This window comes from Pseudomonas wenzhouensis (assembly GCF_021029445.1).
GTDB classification, from domain to species: Bacteria; Pseudomonadota; Gammaproteobacteria; order Pseudomonadales; family Pseudomonadaceae; genus Aquipseudomonas; species Aquipseudomonas wenzhouensis.
On the sequence record NZ_CP072610.1, the window covers coordinates 3,522,377 to 3,544,993 of the forward strand.

15 protein-coding genes, 2 tRNA genes and 3 rRNA genes are annotated in these 22,617 nt (G+C 58.6%); 3 read left to right on the top strand and 17 right to left on the bottom strand.

Going from position 1 to position 22,617, the window contains the following annotated elements; translation table 11 throughout:
• Positions 1 to 51: 51 nt before the first annotated feature.
• From rimI to J7655_RS16340, 5 genes are all read right to left on the bottom strand, one after another.
• Positions 52 to 504 carry a ribosomal protein S18-alanine N-acetyltransferase gene (gene rimI, locus J7655_RS16320; RefSeq protein ID WP_004424255.1) on the bottom strand — a complete coding sequence of 151 codons (453 nt, stop codon included), beginning with the start codon at positions 502 to 504 and terminating at the stop codon, positions 52 to 54.
• A 140-nt stretch (positions 505 to 644) separates the two neighbouring features.
• Complete coding sequence (locus J7655_RS16325) at positions 645 to 1,418, bottom strand: energy transducer TonB (protein WP_230925332.1); 774 nt, start codon at positions 1,416 to 1,418, stop codon at positions 645 to 647.
• Positions 1,415 to 1,564, bottom strand: a complete 150-nt coding sequence (locus J7655_RS16330; RefSeq protein ID WP_230925333.1) for a hypothetical protein — start codon at positions 1,562 to 1,564, stop codon at positions 1,415 to 1,417. Before J7655_RS16330 ends, J7655_RS16325 begins: the two co-directional genes overlap by 4 nt.
• Before the next feature lie 6 nt (positions 1,565 to 1,570).
• On the bottom strand, positions 1,571 to 2,809 hold the full coding sequence (locus J7655_RS16335) for a saccharopine dehydrogenase family protein (RefSeq protein WP_230925334.1): 1,239 nt from the start codon (positions 2,807 to 2,809) through the stop codon (positions 1,571 to 1,573).
• Positions 2,810 to 2,922: 113 nt separating this feature from the next.
• Entirely contained in the window at positions 2,923 to 4,020 is a 1,098-nt protein-coding gene (locus J7655_RS16340) for a carboxynorspermidine decarboxylase (protein WP_230925335.1), read from the bottom strand.
• Between the two features lie 309 nt (positions 4,021 to 4,329).
• Between J7655_RS16340 and mksB the strand changes: the two genes are divergently transcribed.
• The 3 genes from mksB (at position 4,330) to mksF (ending at position 9,176) form a co-directional block, all read left to right on the top strand.
• On the top strand, positions 4,330 to 5,571 hold the full coding sequence (mksB, locus tag J7655_RS16345) for an Mks condensin complex protein MksB (RefSeq protein WP_230925336.1): 1,242 nt from the start codon (positions 4,330 to 4,332) through the stop codon (positions 5,569 to 5,571).
• 84 nt (positions 5,572 to 5,655) lie between these two features.
• Positions 5,656 to 6,348, top strand: a complete 693-nt coding sequence (mksE, locus tag J7655_RS16350) for an Mks condensin complex protein MksE (protein WP_230925337.1) — start codon at positions 5,656 to 5,658, stop codon at positions 6,346 to 6,348.
• Positions 6,345 to 9,176, top strand: a complete 2,832-nt coding sequence (mksF, locus tag J7655_RS16355; RefSeq protein WP_230925338.1) for an Mks condensin complex protein MksF — start codon at positions 6,345 to 6,347, stop codon at positions 9,174 to 9,176. The genes mksE and mksF overlap by 4 nt, the downstream gene beginning before the upstream one ends.
• Before the next feature lie 131 nt (positions 9,177 to 9,307).
• Here mksF and J7655_RS16360 read toward each other — a convergent pair whose 3' ends face one another.
• From J7655_RS16360 to ilvC, 12 genes are all read right to left on the bottom strand, one after another.
• On the bottom strand, positions 9,308 to 11,608 hold the full coding sequence (locus J7655_RS16360) for a PqiB family protein (protein ID WP_230925339.1): 2,301 nt from the start codon (positions 11,606 to 11,608) through the stop codon (positions 9,308 to 9,310).
• Positions 11,601 to 12,218, bottom strand: a complete 618-nt coding sequence (locus tag J7655_RS16365) for a paraquat-inducible protein A (protein ID WP_230925340.1) — start codon at positions 12,216 to 12,218, stop codon at positions 11,601 to 11,603. Before J7655_RS16365 ends, J7655_RS16360 begins: the two co-directional genes overlap by 8 nt.
• A complete protein-coding gene (locus J7655_RS16370; protein ID WP_230925341.1) occupies positions 12,205 to 12,864 on the bottom strand; it encodes a paraquat-inducible protein A in 660 nt (219 codons plus the stop codon). Before J7655_RS16370 ends, J7655_RS16365 begins: the two co-directional genes overlap by 14 nt.
• Before the next feature lie 190 nt (positions 12,865 to 13,054).
• A 5S ribosomal RNA gene (gene rrf / locus J7655_RS16375) occupies positions 13,055 to 13,170 on the bottom strand.
• Between the two features lie 149 nt (positions 13,171 to 13,319).
• Positions 13,320 to 16,212, bottom strand: a 23S ribosomal RNA gene (locus tag J7655_RS16380).
• A 261-nt stretch (positions 16,213 to 16,473) separates the two neighbouring features.
• Positions 16,474 to 16,549 (bottom strand) — tRNA-Ala (locus J7655_RS16385).
• 22 nt (positions 16,550 to 16,571) lie between these two features.
• A tRNA-Ile gene (locus J7655_RS16390) sits at positions 16,572 to 16,648 on the bottom strand.
• 85 nt (positions 16,649 to 16,733) lie between these two features.
• A 16S ribosomal RNA gene (locus J7655_RS16395) occupies positions 16,734 to 18,269 on the bottom strand.
• Together the 16S, 23S and 5S rRNA genes with 2 tRNA genes alongside form the textbook arrangement of a ribosomal RNA operon.
• A 566-nt stretch (positions 18,270 to 18,835) precedes the next feature.
• The gene (gene msrQ / locus J7655_RS16400) at positions 18,836 to 19,462 is read right to left on the bottom strand and encodes a protein-methionine-sulfoxide reductase heme-binding subunit MsrQ (protein WP_230925342.1); all 627 of its coding nucleotides are present in this window, start codon (positions 19,460 to 19,462) and stop codon (positions 18,836 to 18,838) included.
• The gene (gene msrP, locus J7655_RS16405; RefSeq protein WP_230925343.1) at positions 19,462 to 20,472 is read right to left on the bottom strand and encodes a protein-methionine-sulfoxide reductase catalytic subunit MsrP; all 1,011 of its coding nucleotides are present in this window, start codon (positions 20,470 to 20,472) and stop codon (positions 19,462 to 19,464) included. The genes msrQ and msrP overlap by 1 nt, the downstream gene beginning before the upstream one ends.
• Positions 20,473 to 20,538: 66 nt before the next feature.
• The gene (pssA, locus tag J7655_RS16410; RefSeq protein WP_230925344.1) at positions 20,539 to 21,354 is read right to left on the bottom strand and encodes a CDP-diacylglycerol--serine O-phosphatidyltransferase; all 816 of its coding nucleotides are present in this window, start codon (positions 21,352 to 21,354) and stop codon (positions 20,539 to 20,541) included.
• Between the two features lie 147 nt (positions 21,355 to 21,501).
• On the bottom strand, positions 21,502 to 22,560 hold the full coding sequence (gene ilvC / locus J7655_RS16415; protein ID WP_260469837.1) for a ketol-acid reductoisomerase: 1,059 nt from the start codon (positions 22,558 to 22,560) through the stop codon (positions 21,502 to 21,504).
• Positions 22,561 to 22,617: the final 57 nt, after the last annotated feature.

Genomic DNA, 22,617 nt, shown 5'->3' on the forward strand with positions numbered 1-22,617 from the left:
GGCAACGATTTCCCGGATTGCATCCGGGCTACGTCTTAAAACGTAATGACATCAATCGACCAACGTGCAGGCCATCACCAGCGCGTCTTCGCGGCCGCCAACAGCCGGGTAGTAATCGCGACGGCGTCCCACTTCATTGAAGCCGAAACGCTCGTACAGACGGTAGGCGCTCTGGTTGCTGGCACGCACTTCGAGGAAACACTCGCGCCCGCCCAGCTCGTAGGCTTCTTTCATCAGGTGTTCGAGCAGGCGCAAGCCAAGACCGCGACCCTGGCTTTCCGGCTTGACGGTGATATTGAGCAGGTGCGCTTCGTCGAGGATCAGGTTGATCACACCATGACCGACCTGCTGATTGCCTTCGAACATCAGCCAGCAGTTATAGGACTTGAGGCTATCGGTAAAGATGCCGCGCGTCCACGGGTGGCTGAAGGCGGCGTATTCGATCTTCAATACGGCATCGAGATCCGCCTCGGTCATCGGGCGGAAGGTAATCGCATCGCTCATTGGGATACTCGGAAATAGTCACGATCTTGCGAGCTAGAGCCATGCAAGGCGAAAACAGGTGAGGAAGCGGAGTGTACTTTTGTACATGAGCATTCCGAACCTGTTTTCAACGCAGCAGGGCCGACGCGCAGCTGATCGTATCAGGCCAGCCAGCGCTGGCGCACGCGCCGCATGGCCTGCCACAGTTCGCGCTTGCGCGTTGGTTCTTCCATCAGCAGTTCCAGGCCCGGTAGCGCCCAGCAAGCGCCAAGGCCTTCGACCTGCAGCTCGCGGTTGTAGCTGTGCTCATCGCCTTCGCCGGCAAAGCGAATGGCCGGCAAGCCAACCAGCCACAGGCAGGCGCTGGGCTGCTCTTCCAAACGCGCAGCCACGAAGCTCTGCACGAATTCCAGCGCCGCTTGCGGGCCTTGATCCATATTGCCGCGCACCAGTAGCGGCCAGCGCACCGGCTCGCCAAGCAACTGCGGGCTGTCCGGCAAGCCGGCGGCGCGTAGCAGATCCTTGAGCAGGATGTACGCCGGATCGCGGCTCTGGAACGGCTGGCCGGTGGGCAGTTCCACCAGCAGGGCGCAGTCGCCGGCGCGCAGCAACTGCAGGGCAAAACGCGGCGGAGGCAGACTGACCCGGGCCGGTTTTTCCTCGACAGGTTCCGCCTCGGCCACCGGCTCGACAGCCGCCTGGCGCGGCTGGGCAGCGGGGCGCGGAATCTCGATCTTCGGCCGCTCGACCGGCGCTTCGCGCACGGCTGCCGGCGTGACAGCAACAGGCTCCGGCACAGGCTCGAACGCTTCCTCCTGCAGCGGCTTGAGCAGCTCCGGGCGCGACGCCGCCGCGAAGGGCAGTTCGGTACGCGGCAGCCAGGTGGCCACCTGCATGGCGTCGAGGTAGGCGCGACGGCGCTGTTCGGTAATCACAGGCGCTCCAGATAGAGGATGTTCAACAGTGGCGGATTGTCGCGTGAAATGGCCAGAGCGGGAAGCGCCGCAACGAGATTGCGGGCAAACAAAGCGCCCCAAAACAAAAACCCCGCAGCTTGCGCAGCGGGGTTTTCGGGGTTCACCTGGGCTTACTGATCCCAGGGACGGTCGCCGTGCTCATCCTTGATGCGCGTCGGCAGGCCCATTACGTCCAGCAGCTTGAGGAACGGCTCGGCCGGCAGCTCCTCGACGTTGACCATGCGCTGGGCATCCCACTCGCCACGCGCTACCAGCAGCGCGGCGGCGACTGGCGGTACGCCGGCGGTGTAGGAAATGCCCTGACTGTCGGTCTCGGCGAAGGCTTCTTCGTGGTCGGCCACGTTGTAGATGAACAGCTCGCGCGGCTGGCCATCCTTGGTGCCCTTGACCAGGTCGCCGATGCAGGTCTTGCCGGTGTAGCCCGGCGCCAGCGAAGCGGGGTCGGGCAGCACGGCCTTGACCACTTTCAGCGGCACTACTTCGAGGCCTTCAGCGGTCTTGACCGGCTGCTCGGAGAGCAGGCCGAGGTTCTTCAGCACGGTGAACACATTGATGTAGTGGTCGCCGAAGCTCATCCAGAAGCGGACGTTCGGTACGTCGAGGTGCTTGGACAGCGAGTGCACCTCGTCATGGCCGGTCAGGTACAGGTTCTGTTCGCCCACCACCGGCAGATCGTCGGTGCGTTTGACTTCGAACATGCGGTTGCTCACCCACTGGCTGTTCTGCCAGCTGTAGACCGTGCCGGTGAATTCGCGGAAATTGATTTCCGGGTCGAAATTGGTGGCGAAGTACTTGCCGTGCGAACCGGCGTTGACGTCGAGGATGTCGATCGACTCGATCGTGTCGAAGTACTGTTGTTGCGCCAGAGCGGCATAGGTGTTGACCACGCCCGGGTCGAAGCCGACGCCGAGGATGGCGGTCACGCCTTTTTCCTGGCATTCGGCCAGGTGCTTCCACTCGTAGTTGCCGTACCACGGCGGGGTTTCACAGATCTTGCTCGGATCTTCGTGGATGGCGGTGTCCAGATAGGCAACGCCGGTGTCGATGCAGGCGCGCAGCACGGACATATTGAGGAACGCCGAGCCCACGTTGATGACGATCTGCGATTCGGTCTCGCGGATCAGTGCCTTGGTCGCTTCCACGTCCAGGGCGTTCAGCGCGTAGGCCTTGATCTCGCCGGGCTGCTTGAGGCCGCCCTTTGCCTGCACGCTGTCGATGATGGCCTGGCATTTGGAGATGTTGCGCGACGCAATTGCAATGCGACCTAACTCGTCATTGTGTTGCGCGCACTTATGGGCCACCACCTTGGCAACACCTCCTGCCCCAATGATCAGAACATTCTTCTTCAATTGTTTCACCTCCAGAGAACTGCGTTGTTGAAAGCGTTTGATGTGTATCGCGAAGGTGGGCTGAAGCCCACCCTACGGGTCATGCAAGGCTGAAGCGGATCGCCACAACGAAGTTACGACAGACTGGACAGGTAGTCGTCGAAGCCAAACTGGCGCGCCACCTCGACACTACCGTCGAGTTGCTTGACCACGATGGACGGCATCTTCAGGCCGTTGAACCAGTTCTTCTTGACCATGGTGTAACCGGCCGCGTCGATGAACGACAGGCGATCACCGATCTGCAGCGGTTTGTCGAACTGGTACTCGCCGAAGATATCGCCAGCCAGGCAGGATTTGCCGCAGACCATGTAGGTGTGTTCGCCATCGCTCGGCGCCATCTTGGCGTTGAGGCGATAGATCAGCAGATCGAGCATGTGCGCTTCGATGGAGCTGTCGACCACCGCCAGATGCTTGCCGTTGTAAAGGGTGTCGAGCACGGTCACTTCCAGCGAGGCGCTCAGGGTGATCGCCGCTTCGCCCGGCTCCAGATACACCTGCACGCCGTACTTCTCGGAGAAGGCTTTAAGGCGCGCGCAGAAGGCATCGATCGGATAGCCCTCGCCGGTGAAGTGGATGCCGCCACCAAGACTGACCCACTCGACCTGGGCGATCAGATGACCGAAGCGCTCCTCGATGGTGGTGAGCATCTTGTCGAACAGTTCGAAGCTGCCGTTCTCGCAGTTGTTATGAAACATGAAGCCGGAAATCTGCCCCATGACCTGCTCGATCTTCGCCGGGTCCCATTCGCCCAGGCGGCTGAACGGACGCGCCGGGTCGGCCAGCAGGTAGTCGGAGCTGCTCACCTGCGGGTTGACGCGCAGGCCGCGGATGGTGCCCTCGGTACGCTCAGAGAAGCGTTCGAGCTGACCGATGGAGTTGAAGATGATCTTGTCGCAGTTGGCGACCATCTCTTCAATCTCGTCGTCGGCCCATGCCACGCTGTAGGCGTGGGTTTCGCCGGCGAACTTCTGCCGGCCCAGCTTCAGCTCATACAGCGACGACGACGTGGTGCCGTCCATGTATTGCTGCATCAGGTCGAACACCGACCAGGTGGCGAAGCATTTCAGCGCCAGCAGCGCCTTGGCACCGGAGTTCTCGCGCACATAGGCGATCTTCTCCAGGTTGACCAGAAGCTTCTGTTTGTCGATGAGGTAGTACGGCGTCTGGATCATCTCGTCGCCCCAGCAAGGTCGGCCAATGGAGGGTTTTCAGCCCCCCGGAAAAAGTGGACGCGAATTGTGCCGATAACCGGCGCATATCGAAAGGGCATTGGAGATTTTTTGTACAACAGGCGATGACCATTATTCAGCCTGCCTGGGCTGACAGGCTATGAAAGCCTGGTTACAGCCCGATGACGTCACGTCGCGATAAGCTTGTCCCCGGCATCGCTGCTCCATGCCTCTGATCGATTGGGACTCAAAACAGGCATCGCGCTTGCAGTACAATCCTCCCCTTTTCACTTGCCTGGACCCGGCGCCTCGATGATCGATCCCAAGCGCGTATTGCGCGCCCTCGCCGAACACTGGACATTGCTCGAACCGCTCTGCGAGCGTTTCGACGCCGGCACCCTGAGCCTGGTGGAGCTGCGCAACCAGCTCTCCACGCAGTTGCCCGACGCCACGCCCAGCGACACCACTGCCCTGCTCGACACCTGGATCCGCCTGGACATCCTGGTGCCGGTGGCCAAGAGCCCCAACCGTTTCGAGCTCAACGCGCAGATTCATGACTTCCTGGCCTACCTGCGCCGCGAGCACCGCCTCGGCCTGTGCCTGGAGATCGAAGCCTACCTGCGCCACCTGGAGCGCCTGGCCGGCTATATCCAGGATGCCTTCGAGGTGCGCGATGCCAATGACCTCGCGCGTCAGTTGCGCCTGCTCGATATGCGCGTGCGCGACGTACTGAAGAAGCTGGCCAACGACGAACAGGCGCTGGTCAGCGTGGCCGACCGGGCTAAGACCAGCGACCGGCAGATTCCCCTGCGCCAGCGCTACGCCGAAGTGCTGGCCACCTGGGACGAATACGTCGAGCCGATGATCCAGTTGGTCGCCGCTGACGGTGCCTTCGAGCAAGGCGTGCGCCGCGTCGAACAGGTGCTGCTGCGCCTGCTCGGCGACCAGCAGCGCCTTGGCCAACTGGTCGACGACGACCTGCTGCTGCGCACCCACGCGCGCATTCTGGAAATGCAGACCACCGCTCAGCTGACCATGCGCAAGGCGCGCGAGCTGCTGCTACCGCTGCGCGAGGAAGCCCGTCGGCACAACGCCGTGACCCGTGGCGCCGCACTGGCGCTGTCGGTGATCCGCAAGAAGGGCATCGACGCCGTACCTCAGGCGGCCATGCCGCTGTTCACCCGGCCGCAGAGCAATTTCCTCGGCAGCGCCAGCCAGGTCGAGGCCTACGTCTACGCCCTGGCGCGCTTCGAAACCAAGCCGGCGCATTTCCCCAAGGCCAGTGGCAGCCGCAAGGGCGGCGCGCCCAAGGCACCAAAGACCGCGCGGGAAATGATCGAGCGCTGCGAACAGGCGCTGCCGCTGCCGGATCTGATGACCTGGCTGCTGGAGCAGGAACCGGAAGGCGCCACCGACGAGTTGCTCTACTGGTTCTCGCGCCTGTCGCGTGAATCGCGCTTCCAGCGCGACCGTCTGGAGCGTCAGACCTACCTGACCCGCGAGCATGAAATCAGCATCAGCTCCTATGCCCTGGTGGGCCGTCCCAATGGCTGAGTACCGCGTACGCAGCTTGTCCACCATTGGGCGCCCAATCGTTTCAGTTGCAGCCACGGCTGCAACTGCCAAAGAGCATCACCTATGAATATCGATCTGAAAGAAATGACCCAGCTCGCGGCGGCCTTCCGCGACTTGTTCAAGGGCTACCACATCTCGCGCAGCGAGCCGGAATGCTACGCCCAGCTGTCCAGCATGCAGGACCAGTATCGCGCGCTGTTCCGCGCCCTCGGCTTCGAGCTGGTCTGTGACCCGCGCGGCTTCTACTACTTCGTGCCCGAGCAGGTCGCCCCACAGGTGAACAAGACCGCCCAACGCCTGGCGCTGTTCACCTTCATTCTGGTCGAGCACCTGGCCGACCAGGGCCGCGATCCGCTCTCCGTACTCGACGGCGGCAGCATCGGCCGTGACGAGCTGCCGGCACTGCTAGAGAAGTACCGCGACCTGTTCCTGCAGGCCGAAGTCACCACCTTCGAGGAGCTGGAAGACAAGATCATCCGCCGCCTCATCCAGCTCGGTTTCGCCGAGGACAGCAACGGCGTATACCGCTTCCTGCCGCCGATGCACCGTTTCCTCGACGTCTGCCTGTCAGTGCAGCACGACCGCGACCTGGCCGCCAGCCTGCACAGCAGCGACCTGCCGCTGCCGGCGCCGGTGCTGCTGGACGATGACGGCGACGCCGACGCAACCGCTGTCATCGATATCGAAAAATCCGAGGAGGACGCCCTGGCTCGTGCCATGGCCGAAGAACGCGCCGCACAGGAGATGGACGCATGAGCCAGGAACGCTACGGCATCCGCCGCTTCGCCCTGCTGAACACTGCCGGCTACAGCCTCGGCCTGTTCCCGCTGGAAAACCCGCTGTCGGTCTACGGCGCCAACAACCTCGGCAAATCCGCCTCGATCAACGCCCTGCAGTTCCCCATCCTGGCGCGCATGTCGGACATGAGCTTCGGCAAGTACAGCCTGGAAGCCTCGCGCAAGTTCTACTTCGCCAGCGACACCAGCTATATCCTCGTCGAAGTCGCCCTGCCCCACGGACCGCATGTCATCGGTGTGGCCGGTCGCGGCCCGGGCGGCGGCTTCGGCCACCAGTTCTTCGCCTACGCCGGTGAGCTGGATCTGGAGCATTACCAGAGCAACGGCACCTGCCTGCGTCAGCGCGAGCTGTTCAAGAACCTCGGCCAGGCCGGCATCACCGCCTACGAGCTGAAGCCCGACGAACTTCGTCGCCTGCTGGTCGGCGGTCACACCAGCATTCCGCTGGACCTGACCCTGATCCCGCTGCGCTCGACCAGCGAGCAGAGCCTGAAGACCTTCCGCGCGCTGTTCATCAATCTGCTGCACATGAGAGAGATTACAGCGGCCAAGCTCAAGCAGCTGTTCCTCGACGCCTTCGAGCACAGCCTGCGCTCGGGCAGCGTCGACTATATCGCCGCCACCGAGGAAGCCTTCCGCGACGTGCGCCGCATGGAGCAGGACTACCAGGCCCTGGTCACCGCCGGCCCGCTGATCGAGGCACTGGCCTCGGGCGTCACTCAGCGCGAGACTCTACGCGGCAAGATGCACCGTCTCTCGCCGCTGCTCGATAACCTGCTGGGCACTTGGCACGACTACGCCGATGCGCGCAAGGAAGAGCTGGTGATCCAGGCTGAGCACTATCGCAACGAGCAGGACGGCCTGCAGAACGAACAGCGCGGCGGCACCGCCGAGCTGATGCGTCTGGAACGCGAGATCAGTGAAATCCAGCGCTGGCTGGGTGAGCTGTCGGTACTGAAGAACCGCTTCGCCCTGGTTGAAAACGCCAAGGTGCTGGAAGAGCAACTGCTCGCCGCCAAGGATGCCCACGACGAACTGGCCGGTGCCCTGGCGCAGTCGCGCCAGTTCTCCAGCGAAGACCTGGACGAGCGTCTGCGCGATCTGGAAAAACGCCTCAAGTCGGTCAAGCAGCAGCTCGACCACGCCGACAACAACAGCTACTCGCGCCTGCGCGAGGAGTTCAGCCAGCAGGACGTCGACCGCCTGATGCGCCTGTTCAACGGCCAGTTGTTCAGCCTGCCGCTCGGCGAGAAAGGCATCCAGGCCGAGGGCGATGACTGGGTCAAGGCCGTCGAAGCAGTGCTGGATCGCTTCAAGGGCGACACCTTCGCCGTGCCGGGCCTGTCCATCGACCTCAGCCATATCGAGCCGCCGGCGCTGCAGGCACTGGCTGACCGCGCCGCCCTGCGCGACCAGAAGGATCGCCTGGAGCGCGAACTCAAGCAGCTCAAGACCCAGCAATCGGTCGCCGCCGACCGCGCCGCCAGCAAGGCCCAGGCCGAGACGCTGTACCAGGCCGTGCTGGACGCGCAGAAGGCTCTGGAAGACTTCCGCAAGAGCCAGACCCTCGCTGCCGAAGAGCCGCAGAAGCTGGAACGCCTGGCCGAACTGGAAGGCGCCCAGGATGAACTCAAGCGTGCCAGCGATGCCTTCGCCGAACGCGTGCAGCAACTCTCCGCCAAGCTGCAACTGGTCGGCCGCCAACTGGCCGATCTGGAAGCCAAGGAACGCACCCTGGAAGATGCCCTGCGTCGTCGCCAGTTGCTGCCGGCTGACCTGCCCTTCGGCACGCCGTTCATGGAGCCGGTGGACGACTCGCTGGACAATCTGCTGCCGCTGCTTAACGACTATCAGGACACCTGGCAGGCACTGCAACGCATCGACGGCCAGATCGAGGCGCTCTACGCCCAGGTGCGCCTGAAAGGTGTGGCCAAGTTCGACAGCGAGGACGACGTCGAGCGCCGCCTGCAACTCTTGGTCAATGCCTATGCCCACCGCCAGGACGAAGCGCTAACCCTGGCCAAGGCGCGCCGTGCGGCGGTCACCGACATCGCCCGCACCCTGCGCAATATCCGCAGCGACTACGACAACCTGGAACACCAACTGGCGCTGTTCAACCGCGAGATCAACAAGCGCCAGGTCTCCAACCTGCAAAGCTTCCGCATCGTCCTGGCACCGAACAAGGAAGCCCTGCGCCATATCGATCAGATCATCCACAGCGCCGGCCAGTATGAGGAAGGCGAAACCCTGTCGGTGTTCGACCTGTCGCAATCGGCCGATCAGGATGCCAAGAACGAGGAAGCCAAGGACTACCTGTCGCGCCTGGTGGCGGCCAATGGCAACCAGTTGGGCCTGAAGGATCTGTTCGAACTGGCTTTCGAGATCACCAAGGTGCATGGCCAGCCGGTGATTCACACCGACATCGATGGCGCTGCTTCCAACGGCACCACCATGACCATCAAGGCGCTGACCAACATGTACCTGTTGCTGCACCTGATGGATCGCGAGCAGGCCGGGCGCATTCGCCTGCCCTACTACCTCGACGAGGCAGCGGACATCGACGAGCGCAACCAGCAGGCGCTGATCGAGACCAGCCTGCAGCTCGGTTTCGTGCCGATCCTGGCGTCGGTGAAACCGCAGGTCTCGGCCCACGTGGCCATCGACCTGGAAGGCGGCAGCGGCCCCAACGGTATCTACATCGACGAGGCGGACTGGAAATTCATCAAGCCACGCGAAAGTGCCAAGGCCCAGGCAACTCAGCAGGAAGAGACAACCGAGCCGGCCTGACTCGTCGCGGCTAAAGCCCCTCCCACGGTACAGGATGCAACTGTAGGAGGGGCTTTAGCCGCGAGCCTTTATATCCGTCAAAATGAAAGGGGCCGCTCGCTGCGGCCCCTTTCGCTTCCATGACAGTCTTACTACTCCAGCACGATCTTCGGCGCCCACTCCAGCCAGCCTTCGCCGGGCTCGTCGAACAAGGCAAAGGTCTGCCCCGGCTGAGCCGGTCCGCCCATATCCGGATTGTTCGGTGTGGCAAAGGCAATGCCGCCTTCGAGCAACGCCTCCAGCGATTCAGTACGCACCTTGACGCCCTTGAACAGCCCGGCATCCACACCAATACCGCTGGCATTCCAGAAGCGGCTGCCCGAACGCACCAGCGGCGCATAGCGTGGCTCGATCAGCACATGGATCAGCACACGATCCGAGGTCGGGCCCAGTTCGAAATCCACCACCTTGCCCACCGGCACTTCGCGGTAGCTGACGATCACCCCCGGCTTGATCGATCCCCGCCGTGGCGCGCTCAGCACCAGACGCAAGCCTTCCTCACGCACCGCCTGGTTCGGCGGGCTTGCCAGTGCAGTGAACTGGGTACGACGCGCGCCCTTCTGCGCGGCCGGTCGTACCTCCAGATACTGACCGCTGACCAGCGTCCCGAGATTCGCAGCACGGGTCAGGCTCAGCTCCGGCTTCACTACCCAGAACTGCGTCCCTTCACGAGTGATCTGCTCGACCGCCTGAGTGATACGCACATTGAGGATCACGCCTTGCAGATCATCGGTCAGGCCAAGCGTTTCCACCTTGCCGACCTCCAGCCCCTTGTAGCGCACCAGCGTACCGGGTTGCAGGCCATCGCCATCGGCCACACGGATGGTGATCTGCTTGCCCAGTTGCAAGGCGCTGTCGCGATCCGCATGCAGGGCGAAGCGCTGCACCTGGCGGTCGGATCTGGCGGCTTGCAGATCCGGCGTCTCGAAGGCAATGCCGCCTGCCAAAAGCGTCTGCAGGGATTCGCTCTTGACCTCGACGCCCGACAACCCGCCCTTGAGGGTGATGCCGCTGGCATTCCAGAAGCGCGTCGACGTATTGATCAGGTGCACGTAATCCGGCTCGATATGCACACCGAGTACCACCTGACTGTTGTCGCGTCCCAGCTGGTAACTCTGCACCGAGCCGACCTTGATCTGCCGGTAGAGCACCGGGCTACCCACTTCGATTGAGCCTAGCTGATCGCTGAACAACACCAGATGCAGGCCCGGCGCGCCCAAGTCAAGAGGTGGCGCCTTGCTGCGAGCCACGAAGCTGCGTGCCGGCGGATTGCCTTTATCACCGGGACGCACGGCAATGTAGTTACCCTTGACCAAGGCTTCGAGCCCCGTGATACCGGCCAGGGAAATGGAGGGTTTGACCACCCAGAAATCCGAGCCCTCGACCAGATAATCTTCAGCCAACGGATTGATCGTCAGTTCAGCCGTCGCACTGTTCAGGTCACGGTCTATCTGCATGGTTTTCAGCGAGCCAACCTGGATGCCCTTGTACATCACCGGCGTGCGGCCTTCCTGCAAACCATCGAAATCACTGAGTTTGACGATAACCTTGATGCCTGCCTGAGCCTCGTCGTAATCCTCATACAGACGAAATGGCAGCGCAGGGTCGGTCGCCGGGCTGTCCTTGCGATGTTCAGGCGTGGCGAAGGCGATACCGCCGGCAACGATGCTGGCCAGCGATTCGCTGCGCAGCTTGAAACCCGACAGATCGGCATCGACACTGATACCGCTGGCATTCCAGAAGCGCGTATGTTTGCGCACCAGATGCGCGTATGCAGGCTCGATGAACACCTTCACTTCAACCGTGCTCTGATCATCGCCCAGGGTATAACTCTTGACTCGCCCCACCTGAATCTGACGGTAGAACACGGGACTGTCACGATTGAGCGAGCCCAAGCGTTCGGCTTTCAGGGTGATATGCAAGCCAGGCACGTCATCGCCCATGGGCGGCTCCTGAGGCAGGGCGGTAAAGCTGCGCGTCGCCTCACCCTCGCCCGGACTGAAGGTAATGTAGTTACCCGATACCAGCGTCTCCAGACCACTGATACCGGCCAGGCTGACATTGGGCTTGACCAACCAGAAGCGCGTGCCGCTACGCAGGTATTGCTCCAGTTCCTTGTTCACTTCCAACTGGGCGACCACGCCACGTTTCTCGCCACTCGAGTCGAGACTGATAGCGGTCACCTTGCCTACCGCCATGCCCTTGAACATCAGCTCGGTCTTGCCAGCCTGAATACCCTCCCCGCTGGCAAATACCAATTCGACCTGAATGCCTGCCTCGCTATAGGCGCGCCAGGCCAGCCAACCACCAATCAGCAGCGCGATAAGCGGCAATACCCAAATGGCCGACCAGTTCGAAGCAGGACGCGTCTTGGCCAGAGGAAGGTCAGTCATGATCGGTTTCCGTGTTATCCCAGATAAGGCGAGGGTCGAACGTCAGAGCAGCGAGCATGGTCAGGATCACCACACTGGCAAAGGCAGCCGCTCCCGCTCCAGCTTCGATGCTGGCCAGGCTGCCAAAATTCACCACGGCCACCAGAATGGCGATGACGAAAATATCGAGCATCGACCAACGGCCAATCCACTCGATAAAGCGGTACATGAGAATACGCTGCCGCGCGGACATCTGCTGATGACGCTGCACCGAATACAGCAGCAATGCGATACCTACCAACTTGAAAGTCGGCACCAGAATACTTGCGATAAACACCACGGCAGCAATCGGCAGCATGCCAAAGTGAATCAGCTCCACCACACCGCCCATGATGGTCGCAGGCGAGCCTCTGCCCAGGCTATTGACCGTCATGATCGGGAGAAGATTGGCTGGGATATAGAGAATCGCCGACGTCAGCAACAAGGCCCAGGTTCTGATCAGACTATTGGGGCGACGGGCATGAATCTGCCCGCCACAGCGGCTGCAGTATTGGCGCCTGACATCTGTATCAAGTGGATTGAGCTGGTGGCACTCATGACAGATCAGCAAACCCGCATCAATCGCCCGCATGGACATTCTCCCCGGACAACGCTTCCCAGATCTGATGAGGGGCCATGGTCACTTCCAACCACACCTGCACCAACAGCAAGGCGATAAAGCAGAACAAGCCAAGCCCCAAGCTCAGATCAGCCAGGTCCATCAATTTCACCATCGCCACCAGAATGCCCATCAGGTAGACCTCGAGCATTCCCCACTCACGCATGTGGTGGTAGATCCGATAGAGCAACAGACCGTAGCTACGAGCGAAATCCATACGAATACTCAGGAGCACCAGTAGCTGGCAAAGCAACTTGAGCAATGGCACGGCCATGCTGCACAGAAACACCACCACTGCGATGCCCTGCATGCCGCTTTCATACAGGCCGACCACGCCACTCCAGACCGTATCTTGCGAGGTCTGTCCAAGTAGATTGAGCTGCATGATGGGCAGGAAGTTGGCTGGCACGTAAAGAAGCAGGGCGGTCAGCACCAACGCCATACTGCGCCGCACGACACGATGCCGATGGCTGAACAATTCGTAGCCGCAGCGCGGACATTCGGCACTCTCGCCATCCTGCAACACCGGCTTGCGCATCAGCAGATCGCATTCATGACAGGCAATCAACTGTTCGAGTGGCAAAGATGACAAGGAAGATTCGGGCGGCGAGTCAGACATGAAAGTCCCCTGCAGAATTCACGCATTCTACCCGAGCGACACCAGACGCCGACATATCGTAGGGTGCACCGCGCGCACCGACCTGTCGGCGTCCTTGTTGGTGCGCGCAGCGCACCCTACACGCAGCTCTATTTTTCCGCGCTCAAAGAATAAACCCCCGCCTCTTTCGAAGCGGGGGTTTCGTATAGGAGCTTGACGATGACCTACTCTCACATGGTGAAGCACCACACTACCATCGGCGATGCGTCGTTTCACTACTGAGTTCGGGATGGGATCAGGTGGTTCCAACGCTCTATGGTCGTCAAGCAATTCGGTTGGGATGTCGTCGTGAGACGCTATCCCTTGGATACGTGATAGATGCTTTGTAGTTCTTGCAAATTTTCGGCTTTCTGTCGACTTCACCATCGACACCCTCTGTCTCCGGCTTATGCCTTCGCAGATTGTTTGGGTGTTATATGGTCAAGCCTCACGGGCAATTAGTATTGGTTAGCTCAACGCCTCACAGCGCTTACACACCCAACCTATCAACGTCGTAGTCTTCGACGGCCCTTTAGGGAGCTCAAGGCTCCAGTGAGATCTCATCTTGAGGCAAGTTTCCCGCTTAGATGCTTTCAGCGGTTATCTTTTCCGAACATAGCTACCCGGCAATGCCACTGGCGTGACAACCGGAACACCAGAGGTTCGTCCAACCCGGTCCTCTCGTACTAAGGTCAGCCCCTCTCAAATCTCAAACGTCCACGGCAGATAGGGACCGAACTGTCTCACGACGTTCTAAACCCAGCTCGCGTACCACTTTAAATGGCGAACAGCCATACCCTTGGGACCGGCTTCAGCCCCAGGATGTGATGAGCCGACATCGAGGTGCCAAACACCGCCGTCGATATGAACTCTTGGGCGGTATCAGCCTGTTATCCCCGGAGTACCTTTTATCCGTTGAGCGATGGCCCTTCCATACAGAACCACCGGATCACTAAGACCTACTTTCGTACCTGCTCGACGTGTCTGTCTCGCAGTCAAGCGCGCTTTTGCCTTTATACTCTACGACCGATTTCCGACCGGTCTGAGCGCACCTTCGTACTCCTCCGTTACTCTTTGGGAGGAGACCGCCCCAGTCAAACTACCCACCATACACTGTCCTCGATCCGGATAACGGACCAGAGTTAGAACCTCAAGGTTGCCAGGGTGGTATTTCAAGGATGGCTCCATGAGAACTGGCGTCCCCACTTCAAAGCCTCCCACCTATCCTACACAAGCAAGCTCAAAGTCCAGTGCAAAGCTATAGTAAAGGTTCACGGGGTCTTTCCGTCTAGCCGCGGATACACTGCATCTTCACAGCGATTTCAATTTCACTGAGTCTCGGGTGGAGACAGCGCCGCCATCGTTACGCCATTCGTGCAGGTCGGAACTTACCCGACAAGGAATTTCGCTACCTTAGGACCGTTATAGTTACGGCCGCCGTTTACCGGGGCTTCGATCAAGAGCTTCGCTTGCGCTAACCCCATCAATTAACCTTCCGGCACCGGGCAGGCGTCACACCCTATACGTCCACTTTCGTGTTTGCAGAGTGCTGTGTTTTTAATAAACAGTCGCAGCGGCCTGGTATCTTCGACCGGCATGGGCTTACGTAGTAAATACTTCACCCTCACCGGCGCACCTTCTCCCGAAGTTACGGTGCCATTTTGCCTAGTTCCTTCACCCGAGTTCTCTCAAGCGCCTTGGTATTCTCTACCTAACCACCTGTGTCGGTTTGGGGTACGGTTCCTAGTTACCTGAAGCTTAGAAGCTTTTCCTGGAAGCATGGCATCAACCACTTCGCATTCTAAAAGAACGCTCGTCATCAGCTCTCGGCCTTAAGATCCCGGATTTACCTAAGATCTCAGCCTACCACCTTAAACACGGACAACCAACGCCGTGCTGGCCTAGCCTTCTCCGTCCCTCCATCGCAGTAACTAGAAGTACGGGATTATTAACCCGTTTCCCATCGACTACGCATTTCTGCCTCGCCTTAGGGGCCGACTAACCCTGCGTCGATTAACGTTGCGCAGGAAACCTTGGTCTTTCGGCGTGCGAGTTTTTCACTCGCATTGTCGTTACTCATGTCAGCATTCGCACTTCTGATACCTCCAGCAAGCTTCTCAACTCACCTTCACAGGCTTACAGAACGCTCCTCTACCGCTCATCCAAAGGATGAACCCGTAGCTTCGGTGTATGGTTTGAGCCCCGTTACATCTTCCGCGCAGGCCGACTCGACTAGTGAGCTATTACGCTTTCTTTAAAGGATGGCTGCTTCTAAGCCAACCTCCTAGCTGTCTAAGCCTTCCCACATCGTTTCCCACTTAACCATAACTTTGGGACCTTAGCTGACGGTCTGGGTTGTTTCCCTTTTCACGACGGACGTTAGCACCCGCCGTGTGTCTCCCGTGCTGACACTTGCTGGTATTCGGAGTTTGCATCGGTTTGGTAAGTCGGGATGACCCCCTAGCCGAAACAGTGCTCTACCCCCAGCAGTGATACACGAGGCGCTACCTAAATAGCTTTCGAGGAGAACCAGCTATCTCCGAGCTTGATTAGCCTTTCACTCCGATCCACAGGTCATCCGCTAACTTTTCAACGGTAGTCGGTTCGGTCCTCCAGTCAGTGTTACCTAACCTTCAACCTGCCCATGGATAGATCGCCCGGTTTCGGGTCTATACCCAGCGACTAAAGCGCCCTATTAAGACTCGCTTTCGCTACGCCTCCCCTATTCGGTTAAGCTCGCCACTGAATATAAGTCGCTGACCCATTATACAAAAGGTACGCAGTCACCCAACAAAGTAGGCTCCCACTGCTTGTACGCATACGGTTTCAGGTTCTATTTCACTCCCCTCTCCGGGGTTCTTTTCGCCTTTCCCTCACGGTACTGGTTCACTATCGGTCAGTCAGTAGTATTTAGCCTTGGAGGATGGTCCCCCCATGTTCAGACAAGGTTTCTCGTGCCCCGTCCTACTCGATTTCATTGATAAGAGCGTTTCGTGTACGGGGCTATCACCCACTACGGCGGCACTTTCCAGAGCCTTCCACTACACTCAAATCAACTTAAGGGCTAGTCCCCGTTCGCTCGCCACTACTTAGGGAATCTCGGTTGATTTCTTTTCCTCAGGGTACTTAGATGTTTCAGTTCCCCTGGTTCGCCTCTTGCACCTATGGATTCAGTACAAGATACCCGGCTTATGCCGGGTGGGTTCCCCCATTCAGAGATCTCTGGATCACAGTCTGTTTGCCGACTCCCCAAAGCTTTTCGCAGGCTACCACGTCTTTCATCGCCTCTGACTGCCAAGGCATCCACCGTATGCGCTTCTTCACTTGACCATATAACCCCAAGCAATCTGGTTACTGTCTCAATCGTGAAGACGACATTCGCCGAAAATTTGCGTCTTGAGAACTACAAATTTTACCTTGACCAGATCAATTGCCAGTGAAAGCAATTAATCAGTCACTTCTATCACATATCCAAATTTTTAAAGAACGATATTCGTACCGGTCAAAAGACCAGAAATCAGCACTCGCAAGATCTACCCTGAAGCGCTCATTTCTGAACTCTTTATCTTCACACCGTAACCGCGTAGAGAGTGGTGGAGCCAAGCGGGATCGAACCGCTGACCTCCTGCGTGCAAGGCAGGCGCTCTCCCAGCTGAGCTATGGCCCCGTATTCTTCTGCACCAAGCAATTGGTAGGTCTGGGCAGATTTGAACTGCCGACCTCACCCTTATCAGGGGTGCGCTCTAACCAACTGAGCTACAGACCTATAACAGGGTCGCGTTACAGCATCGTCTTCGACTATGAATCAAGCAATTCGTGTGGATACTTATGAAGAAGCTGATGTCTTCGATTAAGGAGGTGATCCAGCCGCAGGTTCCCCTACGGCTACCTTGTTACGACTTCACCCCAGTCATGAATCACTCCGTGGTAACCGTCCCCCCGAAGGTTAGACTAGCTACTTCTGGAGCAACCCACTCCCATGGTGTGACGGGCGGTGTGTACAAGGCCCGGGAACGTATTCACCGTGACATTCTGATTCACGATTACTAGCGATTCCGACTTCACGCAGTCGAGTTGCAGACTGCGATCCGGACTACGATCGGTTTTATGGGATTAGCTCCACCTCGCGGCTTGGCAACCCTTTGTACCGACCATTGTAGCACGTGTGTAGCCCTGGCCGTAAGGGCCATGATGACTTGACGTCATCCCCACCTTCCTCCGGTTTGTCACCGGCAGTCTCCTTAGAGTGCCCACCCGAGGTGCTGGTAACTAAGGACAAGGGTTGCGCTCGTTACGGGACTTAACCCAACATCTCACGACACGAGCTGACGACAGCCATGCAGCACCTGTGTCTGAGTTCCCGAAGGCACCAATCCATCTCTGGAAAGTTCTCAGCATGTCAAGGCCAGGTAAGGTTCTTCGCGTTGCTTCGAATTAAACCACATGCTCCACCGCTTGTGCGGGCCCCCGTCAATTCATTTGAGTTTTAACCTTGCGGCCGTACTCCCCAGGCGGTCAACTTAATGCGTTAGCTGCGCCACTAAAATCTCAAGGATTCCAACGGCTAGTTGACATCGTTTACGGCGTGGACTACCAGGGTATCTAATCCTGTTTGCTCCCCACGCTTTCGCACCTCAGTGTCAGTATCAGTCCAGGTGGTCGCCTTCGCCACTGGTGTTCCTTCCTATATCTACGCATTTCACCGCTACACAGGAAATTCCACCACCCTCTACCGTACTCTAGCTCAGCAGTTTTGGATGCAGTTCCCAGGTTGAGCCCGGGGATTTCACATCCAACTTACTGAACCACCTACGCGCGCTTTACGCCCAGTAATTCCGATTAACGCTTGCACCCTTCGTATTACCGCGGCTGCTGGCACGAAGTTAGCCGGTGCTTATTCTGTCGGTAACGTCAAAACACTAACGTATTAGGTTAATGCCCTTCCTCCCAACTTAAAGTGCTTTACAATCCGAAGACCTTCTTCACACACGCGGCATGGCTGGATCAGGCTTTCGCCCATTGTCCAATATTCCCCACTGCTGCCTCCCGTAGGAGTCTGGACCGTGTCTCAGTTCCAGTGTGACTGATCATCCTCTCAGACCAGTTACGGATCGTCGCCTTGGTGAGCCTTTACCTCACCAACTAGCTAATCCGACCTAGGCTCATCTGATAGCGCAAGGCCCGAAGGTCCCCTGCTTTCTCCCGTAGGACGTATGCGGTATTAGCGTTCCTTTCGGAACGTTATCCCCCACTACCAGGCAGATTCCTAGGCATTACTCACCCGTCCGCCGCTAAATCAGGGAGCAAGCTCCCGTCATCCGCTCGACTTGCATGTGTTAGGCCTGCCGCCAGCGTTCAATCTGAGCCATGATCAAACTCTTCAGTTCAATACTGCTTGGGTTTTGAGAAAACCCTAAACTTGGCTCAGCAATCGCAAAACTTTCAAATTAATGAAAGGTAACTCTCGAATTAACGAGTGTTGCTTTGTGATGCTGATAATCAGTTGACTATCAGTCTTACCTCACAAGCACCCACACGAATTGCTTGATTCAGTTGTTAAAGAACAGTTGGTTAAGCCTTTCGTCTCAACCGAGGCCGCGCATTCTACAGCAGCCTTTCTACCTGTCAAGCTGTTTTTCGATTCTGTTTCCGGAGAAACTCTTTTCTACTCAACCACTTGCGCTTTCGATCAGAACTTCTTCTCTCCAGCGGGAGGCGCATTCTACAGCGTTCAAAACCACTGTCAACACCTCTTTTCTACCACTTTCGATTCATTCGACCGAACCACCAACAGAGCCAAACCTCCACCCTGTCGACCGACGCGCATTCTACACGCCAGATTCAGCTTTACAAGCCCTTCATTGAACTTAACTTATTGATTAACAAGAAGTTTTTGAAGCACTTCATCGCTGAAGTGGCGCGCATTCTACATCCAGCAGATTGTGCGTCAAGCCTAAATTCCAACTTTCTTCGGATTTTCTCGCCAAAGGGCGCCTGCGCGCTGCAACCCACTTGCCACTGCGAAGACGCGCATCAGTAGCAGCGCCCCACCGACGAGCGCATAAGCAAGCCACTCGCCCAGATCGGCACGTACCACCCAGAGCATATGCAACAAGGCCAGCAGCAGGATGACGTAGATCAGGCGATGCAGCGTTTTCCACCTACGACCCAGCCTTCTGATACTGAAACGGTTTGAGGTAATGGCCAGAACCAATAAACCTACAAAGGTCAGTGCCCCCACGACGATATAGGGGCGCTCGGACAAATCGCGCAGTACCAGCTCCGCTCGCATACCAGCAATAAACAGTGCATAGCCGAACAGATGCAGTGCCGCGTAGGCAAAGCACCATAATCCCAACTGTCGACTCACCGCGATCCAGCCACCCCAGCGACTCAACTGCTGCAGTGGCGTCATGGCCAGGGTGATCAACAGAAGAACCAGTGCTCCGAGCCCCAGGTTGTCCACTAAAACCTTGCCAGGGTCAGGCCCCAGGAGATTGAAGACGGCGCAATACAACCAATACAGCGGCGGCATCGACGCAGCCAGGAATACGCCGACACGCCAAAGCCTATAGCGCATCAGTAGTACCTCGACAGATCCATGCCCGCATAAAGGTCAGCGACCTCCTCATAACCATTAAACATCCGTGTATCGATCACATTCGGACTGAACAAGCCACTGGGCAGTCGCCGCTCGGTGGCCTGCGACCAGCGCGGGTGATCCACCTGCGGGTTGACGTTGGCGTAGAAGCCGTACTCGTTAGGTGCAATGCGTTCCCAGGTCGTCTTGGGCGCCTCATCGACCAGGCTGATCCGCACGATGGACTTGATGCTCTTGAAACCATACTTCCATGGCACCACCAGGCGTAGCGGTGCACCATTCTGGTTCGGCAATACACGCCCATACATCCCCACCGCCATAAAGGTCAACGGATGCATGGCCTCGTCCAGACGCAGCCCCTCGACATAGGGCCAATCGATCAGCGAGAACCCCGAACGCTGGCCCGGCATGCGCTCACGATCGACCAGCGTCTCGAAACGTACATAGCGCGCCGACGAAGTGGGTTCGACCTGCTTGAGCAGATCAGCCAACGGAAATCCCAGCCAGGGAATGACCATGGACCAGGCCTCGACACAACGCAGCCGGTAGATGCGTTCCTCGAATGCATGCGGTTTGACCAGGTCCTCAATAGAGTAACGGCCAGGCTTGCTTACTTCGCCGTCGACCATCACCGTCCAGGGCTCAACCTGCAGCTTGCCGGCATTGGCTGCCGGATCGCCCTTGCCTGTGCCGAACTCATAGAAGTTGTTGTAATGCGTGGCGTCCCTGAAAGGCGTGATGCTTTCACCTTCAGCGGTTATCGCCTGCCAGCGCGCTGCTGCCAGCTTCTCTTGAAACCAGCCCGGAGCCTTCGACGGCTCGACATCCGCATAGACACCTGCAGCGTCAGCACTGGCCAGCCCCGGCATGGCAGCCATGGCCGCCAATGCCAGCGAGCCCTGCATCAGCTTGCGGCGGGAGAGATAAACCGACTCGGGGGTGACTTCGGACTCGAAGGCCCGAGAGGAAGGGGGAACTCGGATGAGCATGGCGACTCCGCGACTAAAGTTCGAGAAACGAACTGTAGACCACGGAACGCGGAAGAAATTACAGCATCACACCGATTTACGACGGCGTAACTGCAACAGGTACTGAATAGGCCCAGAAAACGCGTAGGCGAGGAAGATCAGAAGCAGGATACGGGGCGGATCGCTGAATACCACCGCAAACACCAGCACAACGGCAAGAATGGCCACGAACGGCACACGACCCTTCAGATCCAGATCCTTGAAGCTGTAGTACTTGATATTGCTGACCATCAGGCAACCTGCAGCCGCCACCAGCAACGCCACGGCGAAGGACATGTTCGAGCCCTTGATGCCGAAGTCACTGAACGCCCAAACGGTCCCGGCAACCACACCGGCCGCAGCCGGACTGGCCAGACCGATGAAATAGCGCTTATCGACACTGCCGATCTGCGTATTGAACCGGGCCAGGCGCAACGCCGCCCCGGCAACATAGATGAAGGCGACCATCCAGCCTACTTTACCCATGCTGCCCAGCGCCCATTCGAACGCGAGCAGTGCCGGCGCCACACCGAAGGCGACCATGTCGGAAAGCGAGTCATACTCGGCACCGAATGCGCTTTGCGTATTGGTCAGGCGCGCCACACGGCCATCCAGGCTATCGAGCACCATGGCCACGAACACAGCGGCAGCAGCTACGTAGAAGTTGCCGTTCATCGCGTTGATGATGGAATAGAAACCGGCAAACAGGTTGGCCGTGGTGAACAGATTGGGCAGCAGGTAGATGCCGCGATGGCGCACCTTGCGCCCTTCGGCATCCTGCCCTTCCTCTATGTGCTCGTCGATCGGCAGCAGGCTTTCCAGGTTGTCGCCAGCCGGCTTTTGATCCTCGGGACCTTCACTCATTAACAGCACCTTGCAACGGGTTTGACGAATTTCGACCCGGGCGCCTGAACTCAGTTCGCTACCCAGTGAGCTGGCTTTATACCAGAAGCCTCGCTCCAGAATGAAAAAACGCGGCATAAAGCCGCGTTCTTTCGCACATCGCAGACCTTAGTTCTTGGTCTTGTCGACGATCTTGTTGGCTGCGATCCACGGCATCATCGCACGCAGCTTCTCACCGACCACTTCGATACCGTGAGCGGCATTGTTGCGGCGATAGGCAGTCATGGACGGGTAGTTGGCAGCACCCTCGGTGATGAACATCTTGGCGTATTCGCCGTTCTGGATGCGTTTCAGAGCGTTACGCATGGCCGCACGGGATTCGGCGTTGATCACTTCCGGACCGGTGACGTACTCACCGTACTCGGCGTTGTTGGAGATCGAGTAGTTCATGTTGGCGATGCCGCCTTCGAACATCAGATCGACGATCAACTTCAGCTCGTGCAGGCACTCGAAGTAGGCCATTTCCGGTGCATAACCGGCTTCGACCAGGGTTTCGAAACCGGCCTTGACCAGCTCGACGGTACCGCCGCAGAGAACAGCCTGCTCACCGAACAGGTCGGTCTCGGTCTCGTCCTTGAAGGTGGTTTCGATGATACCGGTACGGCCGCCGCCAACGCCCGAGGCGTAGGACAGGGCAACGTTCTTGGCATTGCCGGAGGCGTCCTGGTAAACGGCGATCAGATCAGGGATGCCGCCGCCCTTGACGAACTCGGTGCGTACGGTGTGACCCGGAGCCTTCGGCGCGATCATGATCACGTCGAGGTCGGCACGCGGTACGACCTGGTTGTAGTGGATGGCGAAGCCGTGGGAGAAGGCCAGGGTGGCGCCCTTCTTGATGTTCGGCTCGATCTCGTTCTTGTACAGCTGGCCCTGGAACTCGTCCGGGGTCAGGATCATGACCAGATCGGCAGCAGCAACGGCAGTGGCAACGTCAGCCACTTTCAGGCCATGGGCTTCGGCCTTGGCCACGGTAGCGGAGCCTTTGCGCAGACCCACGGTGACGTCAACGCCGGAATCCTTCAGGTTGCAGGCCTGGGCGTGGCCCTGGGAGCCATAACCGATGATGGCGACTTTCTTGCCCTGGATGATGGAGAGGTCGCAATCTTTGTCGTAATAAACTTTCATGTTCTGGGCTCTTTTCAATCGAAAGGGATGGGTGCGAAGCACCGCGACGAGGACACCTTAAGTGATCCACACCATTGCGTAAAATGATATATTTGCAAC